Annotated in this window: 15 protein-coding genes; 8 read left to right on the plus strand and 7 right to left on the minus strand. The window is 71.7% G+C overall.

The window, feature by feature from the left end:
- The first annotated feature begins 94 nt into the window (after positions 1-94).
- A complete protein-coding gene (dnaB, locus tag ACOTKD_RS07375; RefSeq protein ID WP_030366816.1) occupies positions 95-1,600 on the plus strand; it encodes a replicative DNA helicase in 1,506 nt (501 codons plus the stop codon).
- Here the strand turns inward: dnaB and trxA are convergent, their stop codons facing one another.
- Both trxA and ACOTKD_RS07385 read right to left on the minus strand, forming a co-directional pair.
- On the minus strand, positions 1,601-1,951 hold the full coding sequence (gene trxA / locus ACOTKD_RS07380) for a thioredoxin (RefSeq protein WP_424888062.1): 351 nt from the start codon (positions 1,949-1,951) through the stop codon (positions 1,601-1,603). It lies immediately after the preceding gene.
- Positions 1,948-2,385: a MerR family transcriptional regulator gene (locus ACOTKD_RS07385; RefSeq protein ID WP_424888063.1), complete on the minus strand. Its 438-nt coding sequence runs from the start codon at positions 2,383-2,385 to the stop codon at positions 1,948-1,950. Before ACOTKD_RS07385 ends, trxA begins: the two co-directional genes overlap by 4 nt.
- Before the next feature lie 66 nt (positions 2,386-2,451).
- Between ACOTKD_RS07385 and ACOTKD_RS07390 the strand changes: the two genes are divergently transcribed.
- The 3 genes from ACOTKD_RS07390 (at position 2,452) to ACOTKD_RS07400 (ending at position 6,110) form a co-directional block, all read left to right on the plus strand.
- On the plus strand, positions 2,452-3,906 hold the full coding sequence (locus ACOTKD_RS07390; RefSeq protein ID WP_424888064.1) for a serine hydrolase domain-containing protein: 1,455 nt from the start codon (positions 2,452-2,454) through the stop codon (positions 3,904-3,906).
- A gap of 112 nt (positions 3,907-4,018) precedes the next feature.
- Positions 4,019-5,155, plus strand: a complete 1,137-nt coding sequence (locus ACOTKD_RS07395; RefSeq protein ID WP_424888066.1) for a pyridoxal-phosphate-dependent aminotransferase family protein — start codon at positions 4,019-4,021, stop codon at positions 5,153-5,155.
- 208 nt (positions 5,156-5,363) lie between these two features.
- Positions 5,364-6,110, plus strand: a complete 747-nt coding sequence (locus ACOTKD_RS07400) for a TetR/AcrR family transcriptional regulator (protein WP_424888067.1) — start codon at positions 5,364-5,366, stop codon at positions 6,108-6,110.
- Positions 6,111-6,163: 53 nt separating this feature from the next.
- Here ACOTKD_RS07400 and ACOTKD_RS07405 read toward each other — a convergent pair whose 3' ends face one another.
- The gene (locus ACOTKD_RS07405; protein ID WP_424888068.1) at positions 6,164-6,625 is read right to left on the minus strand and encodes a MarR family winged helix-turn-helix transcriptional regulator; all 462 of its coding nucleotides are present in this window, start codon (positions 6,623-6,625) and stop codon (positions 6,164-6,166) included.
- A 200-nt stretch (positions 6,626-6,825) separates the two neighbouring features.
- Here ACOTKD_RS07405 and ACOTKD_RS07410 point away from each other — a divergent pair, with 200 nt between their 5' ends.
- The 4 genes from ACOTKD_RS07410 (at position 6,826) to ACOTKD_RS07425 (ending at position 11,241) form a co-directional block, all read left to right on the plus strand.
- Positions 6,826-8,058, plus strand: coding sequence for an MFS transporter (locus ACOTKD_RS07410; RefSeq protein WP_424888069.1), 1,233 nt, complete (start codon positions 6,826-6,828; stop codon positions 8,056-8,058).
- A 169-nt stretch (positions 8,059-8,227) separates the two neighbouring features.
- Positions 8,228-8,665 carry a GlcG/HbpS family heme-binding protein gene (locus tag ACOTKD_RS07415; protein WP_424888070.1) on the plus strand — a complete coding sequence of 146 codons (438 nt, stop codon included), beginning with the start codon at positions 8,228-8,230 and terminating at the stop codon, positions 8,663-8,665.
- 96 nt (positions 8,666-8,761) lie between these two features.
- The gene (locus ACOTKD_RS07420) at positions 8,762-9,394 is read left to right on the plus strand and encodes an HAD family hydrolase (protein WP_424888071.1); all 633 of its coding nucleotides are present in this window, start codon (positions 8,762-8,764) and stop codon (positions 9,392-9,394) included.
- A gap of 266 nt (positions 9,395-9,660) precedes the next feature.
- Positions 9,661-11,241: a globin domain-containing protein gene (locus ACOTKD_RS07425; protein ID WP_424888072.1), complete on the plus strand. Its 1,581-nt coding sequence runs from the start codon at positions 9,661-9,663 to the stop codon at positions 11,239-11,241.
- 46 nt (positions 11,242-11,287) lie between these two features.
- On the opposite strand, the gene ACOTKD_RS07430 is transcribed toward ACOTKD_RS07425, so the two are convergent.
- Genes ACOTKD_RS07430 through ACOTKD_RS07445 form a run of 4 tightly spaced genes read right to left on the minus strand, consistent with a single transcriptional unit; the run spans position 11,288 to position 14,758 of the window.
- Positions 11,288-11,794, minus strand: coding sequence for an NUDIX hydrolase (locus tag ACOTKD_RS07430; RefSeq protein WP_030366805.1), 507 nt, complete (start codon positions 11,792-11,794; stop codon positions 11,288-11,290).
- A 54-nt stretch (positions 11,795-11,848) separates the two neighbouring features.
- A complete protein-coding gene (locus ACOTKD_RS07435; protein WP_424888073.1) occupies positions 11,849-12,748 on the minus strand; it encodes a LysR family transcriptional regulator in 900 nt (299 codons plus the stop codon).
- A gap of 40 nt (positions 12,749-12,788) precedes the next feature.
- Positions 12,789-14,273, minus strand: coding sequence for a tyrosine-type recombinase/integrase (locus ACOTKD_RS07440; RefSeq protein WP_424888074.1), 1,485 nt, complete (start codon positions 14,271-14,273; stop codon positions 12,789-12,791).
- Complete coding sequence (locus ACOTKD_RS07445; RefSeq protein ID WP_424888075.1) at positions 14,243-14,758, minus strand: ImmA/IrrE family metallo-endopeptidase; 516 nt, start codon at positions 14,756-14,758, stop codon at positions 14,243-14,245. The genes ACOTKD_RS07440 and ACOTKD_RS07445 overlap by 31 nt, the downstream gene beginning before the upstream one ends.
- Between the last annotated feature and the right edge of the window lie 7 nt (positions 14,759-14,765).

Consider the following 14,765-nt stretch of genomic DNA (forward strand, 5'->3'; position numbering starts at 1 on the left):
CGGAACCGGAGTCGGGCGGCCTGTTTGTCAGAGCCGTGCCGTAAGAAAGAACAGCACGGCAAGGTCCGCTTCGCGGACGGGAGGAGGTGGCGGGATGAGCATCCCCGAGCCCATGGACGACCCCTGGGCGGATGCGGGTCCCGGCGACCGACTCCCCGTCTCCCGTCCCCGCCGCGGCGACGGCCCGGGGCGCGGCGAGCGCCACGACCGCGGCGCGGAGGACGGCTCCTGGTCCCGGGGCGACGGCGGCCAGGGCCGGCCGCCGGAGGCCGCGGGCTTCGAGCGCGTCCCGCCGCAGGACCTGGATGCCGAGCAGTCCGTCCTCGGCGGCATGCTGCTCTCCAAGGACGCCATCGCCGACGTCGTCGAGGTCCTCAAGGGCCACGACTTCTACCGCCCGGCGCACGAGACGATCTACCAGGCCATCCTCGACCTCTACGCCAAGGGCGAGCCGGCCGACCCGATCACCGTCGCCGCCGAGCTCACCAAGCGTGGCGAGATCACCCGCGTCGGCGGCGCGCCGTACCTGCACTCCCTGGTGCAGACCGTCCCCACCGCGGCCAACGCCGAGTACTACGCCGAGATCGTCCACGAGCGCGCCGTCCTGCGCCGCCTGGTCGAGGCCGGCACCCGCATCACCCAGATGGGATACGCGGCCGACGGCGACGTGGACGACATCGTCAACAAGGCCCAGGCCGAGGTCTACGCCGTCACCGAGCAGCGCACCAGCGAGGACTACCTCCCCCTCGGCGACATCATGGAGGGCGCGCTCGACGAGATCGAGGCGATCGGCTCGCGCAGCGGCGAGATGACCGGCGTCCCGACGGGCTTCACCGACCTCGACGCCCTGACGAACGGTCTGCACCCCGGCCAGATGATCGTCATCGCGGCCCGTCCCGCCATGGGTAAGTCCACCCTGGCCCTGGACTTCGCCCGCGCCTGCTCGATCAAGCACAACATGGCCAGCGTGATCTTCTCGCTCGAAATGGGGCGCAACGAGATCGCGATGCGCCTGCTGTCCGCGGAGGCCCGCGTGGCCCTGCACCACATGCGCTCGGGCTCCATGACGGACGAGGACTGGACGCGGCTCGCGCGCCGCATGCCGGACGTCTCCCAGGCCCCGCTGTTCATCGACGACTCGCCGAACCTGTCGATGATGGAGATCCGTGCCAAGTGCCGCCGCCTGAAGCAGCGCAGCGACATCAAGCTGGTCATCATCGACTATCTGCAGCTGATGCAGGCCGGCGGCTCCAAGCGCGCCGAGAGCCGTCAGCAGGAGGTCTCGGACATGTCCCGGAACCTCAAGCTGCTGGCCAAGGAGCTGGAGCTGCCCGTCATCGCGCTGTCCCAGCTGAACCGTGGCCCCGAGCAGCGTACGGACAAGAAGCCGATGGTCTCCGACCTGCGTGAATCCGGCTCCATCGAGCAGGACGCGGACATGGTCATCCTGCTCCACCGCGAGGACGCCTACGAGAAGGAGTCGCCCCGCGCGGGCGAGGCGGACATCATCGTCGGCAAGCACCGTAACGGCCCGACGGCCACGATCACGGTGGCCTTCCAGGGCCACTACTCGCGCTTCGTGGACATGGCGCAGACCTGATCAGTCCAGGCCGTCGCCGAGGTCGCGGAGCAGGCGGGCCTTGGAGCGGGCGCCCACGAGGGTCGTCACGCGCTCGCCCCCGCGGAAGAGCACGAGGGTCGGCATGGACAGGACCCCGTAGGCGGCCCGGGTCCGCGGGCTGGTGTCCACGTCCAGCCGGACGATCTTGAGGCGTCCCGCCTCCTCCGTCGCCAGTTCGGCGAGCACGGGCTCGATCATGCGGCAGGGCGGGCACCACGAGGCGGTGAAGTCGACGAGGACGGGCAGCCGCTCGTCGAGGACCTCGGCGGCGAAGGTGTCGTCGGTGACGGTCACGACAGGCGTGGCCGGGGCGTTCGTGGCAGTGGTCATGGCGTGCCGGTTTCCCTTCCGTGTTCGGGTGGTGGGGCGAAGGCGCACAGCGGCGGAGGGCCGCCGGGGACGTCGGCCGCCGCCTCCAGCTCGGCGCGGGCGAGCTGGGCGCCCACTTCGGCCCGGATCCGCCGCAGGTCCGCGATGCACTCGTCCAGCTCCGCGAGCTTGCGGCGGTAGACGTCGAGGGAGGCGGGACAGGAGTCGCCGGCCGGGTGCCCGGCGCGCAGGCAGTCCACGAACGGGCGGGTCTCCTCCAGGCCGAAGCCGAAGTCCTGCAGCGTGCGGATCTGCTGGAGCAGCCGGAGGTCTCCGTCGTCGTAGGTGCGGTAGCCGTTGCCGGTGCGGCGGGCGGGCAGGAGCCCGAGTTCCTCGTAGTGCCGCAGCGTGCGGGTGGTGGTGCCCGCCTGCCGGGCCAGTTCCCCGATGCGCATGGCCACGACCGTAAACCTTCACGCTGACGTCAAGTCCAGGGGCGGGACGCTGGTTAGGGTGCGGACATGATCGACACTCCGTACGAAGACGCTGATCTGCTGCCGGCCACCCGCCGCGCGCTCCTCCACCGCCTCGCCACCGGGCAGTCCGAGGGGCGCGCGCCGTCGATGGTGGGGGCGGTGACGCGGGACGGGCACCTGGTGTGGAGCTCGGGCCGCGGCGAACTCCCCGGCGGGGCACGGGCCGAGGACGTCCAGTACCGCATCGGCTCGATCACCAAGACGTTCGTCGCCGTGCTGGTGATGCGGCTGCGCGACGAGGGGTTGCTGAAGCTGGAGGACAGGCTCGGCGCGTACCTCGACACCCCGGCGGGAGGCGACGCGACCATCGCCCAGCTCCTGTCGCACACCTCGGGGCTCGCGGCGGAGGCGCGCGGGCCGTGGTGGGAGCGCACGGACGGCGCGCTGCGCCCCGAGCTCGGCGATCTCTTCGGCGACCGCCCCCAGCTCCACACCCCCGGACGGCTGCACCACTACTCCAACCCCGGCTACGCGCTGCTCGGTGCGCTCGTCGAACGGCTCCGTGGGGAGAGCTGGTACGCGGTGCTGCGCCGCGAGGTGCTCGAACCGCTCGGCATGGACCGGACGACGCTCGCGCCCGTCGCGCCCCACGCGGAGGGCTGGGCCGTGCACCCCTGGGCCGATGTCCTCCTTCCCGAGCCCGCCGTGGACACCGGGCGGATGGCGCCGGCGGGTCAGCTCTGGTCGACGGCGGCCGATCTGTGCCGGTTCGCGACCTTCCTGCTGGACGGGGACGACAGGGTGCTCGCGGCGCGGACGCTCGCCGAGATGCGCGCCCCGGAGGGCGGCCCGAAGGACCAGGGCTGGACCACCGGATACGGCCTCGGCCTGCAGGTGGTGCAGCGGGACGGCCGGACGCTCGTGGGGCACATGGGCACCATGCCGGGCTTCGTGGCGATGCTGCTGGCGAGCCCGCGGGACGGGCTGGCCGGTGTGGCGCTCGCCAACCGCACGTCCTGCTTCGAGGCCGGAGGCGTCGCGGTGGACCTGCTGACGACGGTCGCCGATCTCGAACCGCGGCTCCCCGCGCCCTGGCGTCCCCTCACGGAGGTGAAGGACGAGCACCTGGAGCTGACCGGTCCCTGGTACTGGGGCGCGGCACCGTTCTCCCTGCGGCTGGAGGCCGGCGGAGCCCTGGAGCTCTCCCCCCTCGGCGCGGGCGGGCGCGCCGCGCGCTTCCGCCCGGAGGCGGACGGCACGTGGACCGGGCTCGACGGCTACTACGCGGGGGAGACGCTGACGGCCGTACGCAGTACGGCAGGGGACCGGGTGACCCACCTCGACCTCGGCACGTTCGTCTTCACCCGCGAACCGTACGAGGCGGGGGCCCCGGTGCCGGGAGGCGTGGACGCGGAGGGGTGGCGGGCGGCGGACGCCGGAGCCGAGGCGGCGGACGCCGGACCCGAGGGGATGCCGGAGGAGACCGCGCCGGTCCGATAATCCCTCCGGCCCTGTGGATGACGGTCGGCGCGCAACCGGTCACGGACGTAGGGTCAGGGGGAGATTGGCGGGCGCCGGACAGCCGGCGCGACACCCGGAAGGCACTGGCACCGTGACTGCGAACACCGCACCGGACGCACCGGACCTGCTCGACCTCGCGCCGCTGGGCGCCGGTCACTTCGCGCGCATCGAGGACAAGATCGCGTCGCTGATGCGCACGCGCGAGACGGTCGTCACGATGCAGGGAGAGGCGCTGCTGCCGCTGGAGGCCGCGATCCGCTCGGCCGTCCGGCCCGGCAGCACCGCGCTCAACATCATCACCGGCCCGTACGGCGAGACGTTCGGCGGCTGGCTGCGCTCCTGCGGCGCCGAAGTGATCACGATCTCGGCGCCGTTCAGCGGCGCGGTCGGCGCCGAGCAGGTCGCGGAGGCGCTGCGCGCGCACCCCGGGATCGACTTCGTCAGCCTGGTGCACGCCGAGGCGGCCACGGGCAACACCAACCCCGTGGCCGCGATCGGTGAGGTCGTACGCGCGCACGGCGCGCTGCTGATGCTGGACGCGGTCGCGTCCGTCGGCGCCGAGCCGCTCCTCACCGACGAGTGGGGCGTCGACCTGTGCGTCATCGGCGGCCAGAAGGCCATGGCGGGCCCGGCCGGCGTCTCCGTCGTCTCGGTCAGTGCCCGTGCCTGGGAGCGCATCGCCGCCAACGAGCAGGCGCCGCGCCGCTCGTACCTCTCCCTGCTGGACTGGAAGGAGCGCTGGATCGACGGCGGCCGCGCGGCCCTGCCGCACGCCCCGGCGCAGCTGGAGATGCTGGCCCTGGAGCAGGCCGTCGACCGCATCGAGGAGGACGGCCTGGAGGCCGTCATGGCCCGCCACCGCGCTGCCGCCGCCGCCACGCGCGCCGGCGTCCGGGCCCTGGACGGCCTGTCCCCGTACGTCGTCCGGGACGAGGACGCGGCCCCGGTCGCCACCACCCTGCGCGCCCCTGACGGCAAGGACGCACGCGATGTGGTGGCCGCCGCCCTGGCGGCCGACGCCTCCGTGCCCGTCCAGGCGGCGGCCGGACCGCTGGCCAAGGAGATGATCCGCGTCAACCACTACGGCCTCGACGCGGACCGCGAGGTCGTCCTGGCCTCGGTGGCGGCGCTCGGAGAGGGGCTGCGCGCGCTGGGCGTGCCGGTCGCGGACGCGGCGGCGGCACTGACGGCGGCGGGGAAGGCGTGGGATGCGGTGATCCCGGGCTGACCCCCGGTTCTTCGGCGTGCCCCAGGGCCGCCGCCGGTGCTGCACGCACCGGCGGCGGCCTTTTTGCTTTGCGCTCCTTCCGCCGCCCTTTCCCTCCCTCTTCCTTTGATTTGCCCCGATATGGCGTGTCGCGCCCCTCGTTCACAGGCCCGGATAAAATCGGAACCGGCGACCCGTTTCGATTCCCGGCCTCCGGAGGCATTCCCGCATGGCAGAGCGCAGACTCTCTTCGCTGCCCTCGCAGGCCTCCGCATCCCTGCGCTCGGACGCCCGGCGCAACCGTGCGCTGGTCCTCCAGGCGGCCCGATCCGCCTTCGAGGAAGCCGGGTTGGGGGTGCCGCTCGGTGAGATCGCGCGCCGCGCAGGCGTCGGTACGGGCACGGTCTACCGCCATTTCCCCTCCAAGGAAGCCCTGTTCAGAGCGGCCGTCAGTGACCGGATCGGGCTTTTCACGGACAGCGCACGGGAGTTGGCGGATGCCGGCGACCCCGGAGCGGTCTTCTACCGCTACCTTTCGGCGGTCATACGGCTGACCGTGCGGAACAAGGCGCTGTGCGAGGCCCTGGAGGGCCGTTTCGAGGCCTCTCCCGGCGTCGAGGAGGCGTTCCGGGAGGCCCTCTCCGTCCTGCTGCAGCGGGCTCAACAGGCCGATGCCGTACGGAAAGACGTGACCATCGACGACCTGATGGCCCTGCTCCTGGGCTGTCTGTCGATGGAGCAGCGGCGCGGCGCGGGTGTGGCGCAGGGGAGGCTGACGGCCCTGGCGTGCGACAGCCTCCGTCCGGGCCGCCGCGTAACGAAACTACCGGCGAATCCGCCCACTGGGCGTAACGAAACGCAGTGCGGGGTGTGCGGAGGCGTGGTGGCCCCCGCGCGTACGGGGCGGCCTGCCCGGTACTGCGGCGCGGCCTGCCGGCAGAAGGCCCACCGGGAGCGGGCCAGGACGCGCGCGTAGGCCCCCGGCTGCCATCAGGGCTGCCAGGGGCCTGCAGGTCGGAGCCGGCGCCGTTACGAGACGGGAGCGAGTGACTCCACGGCTGTGACGAGCGGGGCCAGCTCCTTGCGCTTGGAGGCCTCGTCGAGGGCCTCGCGCAGGGCGGTGTCGTTCGTCGGCCGGGCCTGTCCGAGGAGGGCGAGGCCCGCCTCCGTGACGTCGGTGTAGATGCCCCGGCGGTCGGTGAGGCAGAGGTAGCGGGTCAGCAGGCCGCGGTCCTCCAAGCGGTTGACCAGGCGCGTCGTCGCGCTCTGGCTGAGCACGACGGCCTCGGCGACCTCGTTCATCCGCAGGTGGCCGCCCTCGCCGCTGTGCTGCCTGCTGAGCACGTCGAGCACGGAGAACTCGCGCACGCTCAGGCCGTGCGCGGCCTGCAGCGCCCGCTCGATGTGCGCCTCGATCCGGCCGTGCAGGGCGGACAGCGCGCACCAGCCCTGCGCCAGGCCGAGCAGAGCGGGATCCGGGGTGCGGGACATGGGTGGCCCTCCTTCTGACCGCACACGCGTGTCGTCACCTACCAGGATATCTCCCATCCGCAATAGCCCGCGCTTGCAAGTATCGGCGTAGGCAATTATTGTCTACGCCGGTAAGGGTCGATCGCAATGAGATCGGCGCGGCCTGGGATCCCTCCATCGGACCGGATCCCCCACCCCTCCCCTCCCTGAAGGACCCCGTCATGCCCCTCGCACTGCTGGCGCTCGCCATCGGCGCCTTCGGTATCGGCACCACCGAATTCGTCACCTCGGGCCTGCTCCCGGAGATCGCGGACGACTTCGGCGTCTCCATCCCGACCGCCGGCTACCTGACGACCGGCTACGCGCTCGGCGTCCTGATCGGGGCCCCGATCCTCGCGACCCTCGGCAACCGGGTGCCGCGCAAGGCGATGCTCATGGCCCTGATGGGCCTGTTCGTCGCCGGCAACGCGCTCTCGGCCGCCGCCCCCGTCTTCTCGGTGATGCTGGCCGGACGGGTCGTCGCCTCGTTCGCGCACGGCGCGTTCTTCGGCATCGGCGCGATCGTCGCCGCCGGGCTCGTCGCCCCGCAGAAGAAGGCGGCCGCGATCTCGATGATGTTCACGGGGCTGACGGTGGCCAACGTGGTGGGCGTGCCGATGGGCACGATGGTCGGCCAGAGCGCCGGCTGGCGGATCACGTTCTTCCTCATCGCCGGACTGGGCGTCCTCGCCGTCCTCGGCATCGCCGCGCTCGTACCACGGCAGCCCCGCCCCGAACGGGCCCGGATCAGCGGCGAACTGGCCGCCTTCCGCAACCCCCAGGTCGTCCTCGCGATGGCGATGACCGTCCTCGGCTTCGGCGGCGTCTTCACCATGACCACCTACTTCACGCCGATGATGACCGAGGCGGCGGGCTTCGCCTCCTCCTCCGTCACCTGGCTCCTCGTCCTCTTCGGCCTGGGCATGGTGGCCGGCAACCTCGTCGGCGGCCGGTACGCCGACCGCGCGCTGATGCCCATGCTGCTCACCGCCCTCACCGGCCTCGCGATCGTCCTCGCGCTGCTGCCGCTCGCCGCCCACAACAAGATCGCCACGGTGATCGCCGTCCCGCTGATCGGGGCGGCGGGCTTCGCGACGGTCCCGCCCCTGCAGAAGCGCGTCCTGGACCAGGCCGCGGACGCCCCCACCCTCGCCTCCGCCGCCAATATCGGCGCCTTCAACCTGGGCAACGCGATCGCCGCCTGGCTCGGCGGCCTCGTGATCTCCGCCGGCTTCGGCTACACGGCGCCCAACTGGGTCGGTGCGGCCATGGCCGCCTCCGCGCTCCTCCTGGCGCTCGTCTCCCGGGCGCTGGAGCGCCGCATGGGAGCCCGGGGCGAGACGGGCGCGGCCGGCGCGCGGGCGGGCCGCGTCGTGGCGCGGCAGGAGTCCGCGCCGGAGCGGCAGCACTCGTAACTCGGCGGGCGCCGCGCCGGTACCCCGTACGGCTTTCACGCCTCGTACCGCTTCACCTCAGCACCACGCATCACAGCGCAAGCGCCAAGCGCGAACAGCACCACGCGCACAGAACCCACGCACGACAGCACCACGCACGACAGCACCACGCACCACCTAGGAGAACCCGATGACCACCTCCGCCACCGCCACCCCCGTCCTCCCCCTCTCCACGGACGACGCCGATGCGCTCGTCGCCGCCGCCCGCCGGGCCGCGGACGAGCAGGGCGTACGGATCGCCGTGACCGTCCTCGACGCCGGCGGCCACCTGCTGGCCTTCCGCCGGGACGACCGGGCCGTGCTGATCGCGGGGGAGACCAGCACGCGCAAGGCGTTCACCGCGCTGCAGCTGGACGCGCCGACGGCGGACCTGGTCGACGCCGTCCGGCCCGACGGGCTCTTCCACACCCTGCCCACGGCCCTGGACCGCCCGCTGCTCTTCATCGCCGGGGGAGTGCCGCTGCACCGCGACGGCCGCCTCGTCGGCGCCATCGGCGTGGGTGGCGGGGCGCCGGACCAGGACCACGGCATCGCCCTGACCGCGATCAAGGAGGTGCTGGGCGGCTGACGCCCCGCACCGGCCCGGCACCGCAGGCACCGGCCCGGCACCGGCCGCGCACTATTCGCGTGTCCTCCGGTGCCGGGCCGCCTACGCTCGGGGTCCGTGAGCAGACTGCATTTGTTCGACATGGACGGGACCCTGATGCACGGGTCCGCGGCGGCGATCGAGATATCCCGGCAGCTCGGGGTCGAGCGGGAGATCGCCGAACTGGAAAGGGCCTTCGCGGCCCGCGAGCTCGACCCGCCGCGCTTCGCGGAACTGGCCTGCGCACTGTGGCGGGAACTCACCGAAGAACACGTCGCCGCGGCTTTCGACGGGGCGCCCTGGATGGCCGGAATCCGCGACGTGTGGGCGGAGATCCGGGCCCGCGGCGAGCGGTGCGCCGTGATTTCGCTGTCCCCCGGCTTCTTCGTGGAACGCCTGCTGACCTGGGGCGCCGACGCCGCACACGGCTCGCTCTGGCCCGCGGTGCCGTTCCGGGATCCGGTCGATCCGGCGGGGATCCTCGACGCCGGGGCGAAGGTGCGGATCGCCGACGGGCTCTGTGCGGAATTCGGTCTGACCCGCGCCGACTGCGTGGCCTACGGGGACTCGATGTCCGACGCCCAGCTGTTCTCCGTGGTCCCGGTTTCCGTGGCGGTGAACGCGGACCACCACGTACGGGATATCGCGGTCCACGCATATGCGGGCCGGGACCTCAGAGAGGCGTATGAACTCGTCGGCTCCGGTGCGTAGCGCGGTAGGGTCAACGTCCGTTCGCGGAAAGGGCATTGCCTCGCCATAACCGTCCATGGGGTCTGTTCCCGCGGGTGGGGGAGCGGCTGATCCTAGCCTCAACCGGGGCCGTACCACTCGCACTTCCCGCGATTCGCGCGAGGCCGCACAGAAGATGGCATGCTGCGCAGCCTGAACAGCGACCCATGAGCAGAGCGGGGAAATGCGAACACTTCCGGCTAGGACGGAAGTGCGAGGACGGACCGAGAGATGTTCGAGGCGAGACGATGAAGGACGCTCCGACCAGGTCGGCCGACGGCGGCGCGCACGGCAGAGGAAGCGACCGGGGCTGGTTCACCCCGACGCAGCCGCCGGACGGAGCCGGGGCACCCGCCCCGGACGGGCACAGCAGGCCGGGGGAGGGCAGCCCGCCGCCGGGCCACGGGGCGGCGGAAGCCGTACGGCCCGCGCCGCAGCCGGGAAAGCCACAGCCGGGAAAGCCACAGCCGGGAAAGTGGGTGGCGGTGCGGTCGGTGAGGCCTCCGGCGCCGGCTGCTCCCGCCCCCGCCCCTCCCCCGGCCGCTCCCCCTTCTCCCCCGCCCGAGCACCGGCGGCCGGCCGAACACCACCGGCCACCCGAACACCACTGGCCACCCGAGCACCAGCGGCCGGCCGAACCACCGCCCGACCAGAGGTTCCGCCCCGCTCCGGCCCCCGCCCCCGCGACCGGAGCGGCGCAGTCCCCCGACGCCCACGCCCTCCGCAGCACTCTGGCGGAGCTGGAACCCGTGGCCGACAAGGCCACCTCGTACTTCTACGCGCTTCTGTTCATACGGAATCCCGATCTCCGTGCCCTGTTCCCCGTGGCCATGGACGCCCAGCGCGACCGTCTCTTCAAGGCGCTGCTGACCGCCGCCCGGCACGCGGACGACTCCGTCGCCCTCACCGCCTACCTCTCCCGGCTCGGCCGCGGGCACAGGAAGTACGGCACGCTGCCCGAGCACTACCCCGCCGTCGGCGAGTGCCTGCTCGCCGCCCTCGCCCGCTACGCCCCGGCCACCTGGAACGAGGCCACCGAAGCCGCCTGGGTGCGCACGTACACGGCGATCTCCCAGATCATGATCGACGCGGCCGCCGAGGACGAGGAGCAGTCCCCCGCCTGGTGGCAGGCCGAGATCGTGCGCCACGAGCTGCGCACGCCGGACATCGCCGTCGTGACCGTACGGCCCGACCAGCCGTACCCCTTCCTCGCGGGCCAGTACACGACCCTCGAAACCCCCTGGTGGCCGCGTGTGTGGCGGCCCTACTCCTTCTCCGCCGCGCCCCGTCCGGACGGGCTGCTCTCCTTCCACGTGAAGGCCGTGCCCGCCGGCTGGGTGTCCGGCGCCCTCGTCCACCGCGCCCGCCCGGGCGATGTCCTGCGGCTCGGTCCCCCCGCCGGTTCCATGATTGTGGACCACAGCACTGACAACGGCCTGTTGTGCCTGGGCGGCGGCACCGGCATCGCCCCGATCAAGGCGCTGGTGGAGGACGTCGCCGAGCACGGCCGCTCCCGCCCCGTCGAGGTCTTCTACGGGGCGCGCCACGCCGGTGACCTCTACGACATCGACACCATGCTGCAGTTGCAGCGGGCTCACAACTGGCTCTCGGTGCGGCCGGTCGTCTCCGACGGCCCCACCCGCGGCCTGAGCGGCGAACTCCCCGCCATCGTGCGCCAGTACGGCCCCTGGCCCGCCTACGACGCCTACCTGTCCGGCCCGCCCGGGATGATCCGCAGCGGTGTGGACACGCTGGTGGGCATCGGCATCCCGTCCCACCGCATACGTCACGACGAGATCGGCGGCCTCATGGCGGCAGCACCGGGCTGACCTGCACGAACCACGGAACGAACAACGAACACGGAGGCGCGGGGAACTACCCCAGGTCGTCGGCCAGCAGCGCCCGTACGCCCTCGATGTTCGCGTCGAGGTAGGCGCGCAGCGACGGGGGCACCAGCTCCACCGAGGCGATCCCGGCCCGCGTGAAGGGGATCCGCACCACCTCGTACGTCCCGCGCGGCTCGTCGACTTCGGGGCCGTGTCGCAGTGAAAGGTCCATGGAGGCGAGCCGACAGACGAAGAAGTGCTGCACCTTGACGCCGTGGGCGGCGTGGTGGAGGGAGTGCGTGACGGTGTCGACGAAGGCGGGGACGACATCGACGACCTTGGCGCCGAGCTCTTCGTCGACCTCGCGGTGGAGCGCGGCGACCACCGTGGTGTCCTCCGGCTCCATGCCGCCGCCGGGGGTGATCCAGTACGGCGCCTGACCGGGTTTGGTGCGCTTGATCAGGATCATCTCCAGGGCGGCGTGGGGCCCTGGATCGCCGCCGCTGTCGAGGAGGATGGCGCGAGCGGTGCGCTTGACCACTGGACGTTCGGTCATAGGGGACATCTGCCGCGTACGGCGGTCGGCGAAACCCCTGGCGGCAGCCCTTTCTCACCAGGAAACGGCAGCGCGCAGCAGCCACTCGTGTGCCCGTGCGAGGTGCGGGTGGGCCAGCGTGCCGGTCCGTACGACGAGGAAATAGGTGCGCAGCGGGGGGACGGGCGGGTCCAGGAGGGCGACGAGCTCGCCCGTGTCGAGGGCGTCCGCGCACAGGTAGCGGGGCAGCACGCCGATGCCGGCGCCCGCGACGACGCAGGAGAGGACGGCCCGCAGGTCGGGGACGACGACGCTGCCGGAGGCGACGGGCTCGGTGTCGAAGACGGCGGCCCAGTAGCGGGTGACGAGCGGCAGGGTCTCGTGGACCTCGACCACGGGCAGGTGCTCCAGGGCCCGTACGCCCTTGTCGCGCACGACGGCCGGTCCCCCCAGCCGCGCCGCCCAGCGCGGCGCCGCCACGAGGACGTGCTCCTCGTCGCAGAGCGGGGTGGCGGTCAGCAGCCGGCCTCGCGGGCGCACGGTGGTGATCGCGAGGTCGTGGTGGCCGGCGGACAGGCTCTCGAAGAGCTCGTCGGACGTGCCGTGGGCGACGCGCACGGTCAGGCCCTGGGCGATGAGGGGGGTGAGCGCGGGGAGGGCGCGCAGGCCGGTGAACTCGGGAGGGCCGGCGAGGTGGAGGGTGCGCTTCGGCGCCCCCTCCTCGTCGATGCCGGCCTCGGTGATCTCCAGGAGCGCGTCGACGTGCGGCGCGATCTTGTGGGCCAGTTCCTCGCCGGTGGTGGTGGGGCGCACGCCGCGGGCCAGGCGGAGGAAGAGGGGGCGGCCCAACTGCGTCTCCAGCGTGCGGATCTGGCCGGTGACGGCGGGCTGGGAGAGGCCGAGGAGGGCCGCGGCGCGGGTGAAGGACCCGGCCCGGTGCACCGTGACGAACGTGCGCAGCAGGGCCAGATCCATGCCGTCTCCCCTGACTCGGTGCTTGCCGGTCGTAGGGGAACTATAAATAAGTCGATAGGGCTGTGTCGCCGGTGTGATTGGACACTGACGCAGAGTCAACTAGCCTTGACCGGGTGGTCATTCGTGCGGGGGTCGCGCGTCCGGCCACGACGGCTCGAGTCAAGAGGGGGGAGACTCGAGCCGTCGCCCCTACTCGCACCGTCTGACCTGCGGGTTTGTGGTGCGGGTAGGGCTTCCAGATGTGCTCTGGGGAGAATCTGGGGAGTTTCAGCACCGGGGGAGCGGCGGGCGCCGCGGGCGGGACGTAGCCCATCATGCGGTCGACGGCGTCGGCCCCCTTCTGGCCGGACTGCGGCATGAAGTGCGCGTAGTGCTCGAACGTGATCGTAGGCGTCTCGTGGCCGAGCCAGTGAGACAGCGTGACGATGTCCTCGCCGCCCTGGAGCACGGTGGAGGCGTACGTGTGGCGCGTGATGTGGAATCCGAGCTTGCGGGGCATCTTGAACGTCCCGCGCCGGGCCCCCGGGGGCGGAGCGGGGATCACGCCGGCTTTGACGAGGGCCGGTTTCCAGGTGCGCAGGTTCCAGGTGTTGAAGTTGTTCGCCGCCCCGTTGACCGTGGTCATCACCAAGCGGTGAGTCTGCGTCTCCGTGGCCGTCGACTCGCCCCACGGAAGCTCCACCGCGACGGGCGGAAACTTCGCCATGTGATCACGCGCCTCCGCCTCCACGGAGGGGGCCATGGGGACGACGCGGGTCTTCTCGCCCTTGGGGAGCTTGTAGAAGATCTTGTTGTTGATCATCTGCACCTGCCGGCGCACATGGATCACATGCTGTTCGAAGTCGAAGTCCTCTTCCGCGAGACCGAAGACCTCGCCCTGCCGCAGGCCGCACCCGGTGCCGAGCACGACTGACAGGCGATGGCGGGGGGAGATCGCCGCCAGGACCCGCTGGACGACCGCCGCAGCCCACGCTTCCCGCTTCTCCTTGATCTTCTTCGACGGGAAGACAACCGACTTGGACCGAGCCGGATTCTGCGCAATGCGCTTGTCATCCACCGCAACATCGAGGATGTTTCGCAGCGTCGAACAGATGCTGTGTGCATAGGTGTTGGCAAGCTTGGCCACCTTGTCCAACTGGACGATGAACTTACGCACCACCGCGGCATCGATGTGAATCAGCGACAGGTGGCCGACGAAGTTGTGGATGTGGTTGAGCTGGTGGCGGACGTTCCGCGAGCTCTTCTCCGTGCCGCCCTTGCCCTCCAACCACACAGTGGTGATGTACTCAGAGAGGGTAATCAGGCCGTCGCGCGGGTCGGCGAAGGTGCCGCGGCTTACGTCCGTCTGAGAGGTGGAGAGCCACGCCTTAGCGTCGCCCTCCAGCTCGAACGAACAGTCCGCGACACCGGGTATGCCGGCCACCCGGTATCGCTTGCCTTTCCCGTAACGGGCAGTCCGCTTGCGCTTGCCGGTGACCGGGTCTTTCTTCTTGGTCAGCCAGCGATCCTCAATGTATCCAGGCACTCAAGGTCTCTTCTGTGAAGGCGGAGCCGCACCCGAAGCATGTGCTCCGTGACTTGCAGCTCCTGCGCCGCTTCTTCGTAGGAGTCCGCCCAGCGCATCGCGGCCTCAAGGGCGGCGGTGGAGATCAGCCGGCGGGCCGCGGCCTCATCGGCGCGGCTTTCCTGCCGGCGGCCCCAGATGTGGGCGGCGGGGTGTTCAACCGCGCGGCAGTCGACGTCACCGCGGTGCGCGTGCTCAACCTCGTGGGCGAGCGCGCACCGCTCTTGGACGGCCGTAAGCCGGTTGGCAAGGAGGATCAGACGACGGGACGGGACCCACCACGCCCATGAATCGGACAGCTCCGCGTACCGGACGTGCAGGCCAAGCTGCTCGGCCCGCTCCAAGGGGGAGTAGAGCTCCCCGGCAGATTCGGGTACGCGGGCGCACACGGGGTCAGGGGAAAGCCGTGCCGTTGCGGCCTTCCGGTTGTAGGCATGGGTCATCATTCGTCCC

It is taken from the genome of Streptomyces sp. XH2, from assembly GCF_049725035.1.
Taxonomy (GTDB): Bacteria; Actinomycetota; Actinomycetes; order Streptomycetales; family Streptomycetaceae; genus Streptomyces; species Streptomyces roseoverticillatus.

What these genes read in the sequence shown, in the direction of transcription:
- dnaB (WP_030366816.1), top strand. Translation starts at nt 95, where the DNA reads ATGAGCATCCCCGAGCCCATGGACGACCCCTGGGCGGATGCGGGTCCC.
- trxA (WP_424888062.1), bottom strand. Translation starts at nt 1,951, where the DNA reads ATGACCACTGCCACGAACGCCCCGGCCACGCCTGTCGTGACCGTCACC.
- ACOTKD_RS07385 (WP_424888063.1), bottom strand. Translation starts at nt 2,385, where the DNA reads ATGCGCATCGGGGAACTGGCCCGGCAGGCGGGCACCACCACCCGCACG.
- ACOTKD_RS07390 (WP_424888064.1), top strand. Translation starts at nt 2,452, where the DNA reads ATGATCGACACTCCGTACGAAGACGCTGATCTGCTGCCGGCCACCCGC.
- ACOTKD_RS07400 (WP_424888067.1), top strand. Translation starts at nt 5,364, where the DNA reads ATGGCAGAGCGCAGACTCTCTTCGCTGCCCTCGCAGGCCTCCGCATCC.
- ACOTKD_RS07405 (WP_424888068.1), bottom strand. Translation starts at nt 6,625, where the DNA reads ATGTCCCGCACCCCGGATCCCGCTCTGCTCGGCCTGGCGCAGGGCTGG.
- ACOTKD_RS07410 (WP_424888069.1), top strand. Translation starts at nt 6,826, where the DNA reads ATGCCCCTCGCACTGCTGGCGCTCGCCATCGGCGCCTTCGGTATCGGC.
- ACOTKD_RS07415 (WP_424888070.1), top strand. Translation starts at nt 8,228, where the DNA reads ATGACCACCTCCGCCACCGCCACCCCCGTCCTCCCCCTCTCCACGGAC.
- ACOTKD_RS07425 (WP_424888072.1), top strand. Translation starts at nt 9,661, where the DNA reads ATGAAGGACGCTCCGACCAGGTCGGCCGACGGCGGCGCGCACGGCAGA.
- ACOTKD_RS07430 (WP_030366805.1), bottom strand. Translation starts at nt 11,794, where the DNA reads ATGACCGAACGTCCAGTGGTCAAGCGCACCGCTCGCGCCATCCTCCTC.
- ACOTKD_RS07435 (WP_424888073.1), bottom strand. Translation starts at nt 12,748, where the DNA reads ATGGATCTGGCCCTGCTGCGCACGTTCGTCACGGTGCACCGGGCCGGG.
- ACOTKD_RS07445 (WP_424888075.1), bottom strand. Translation starts at nt 14,758, where the DNA reads ATGATGACCCATGCCTACAACCGGAAGGCCGCAACGGCACGGCTTTCC.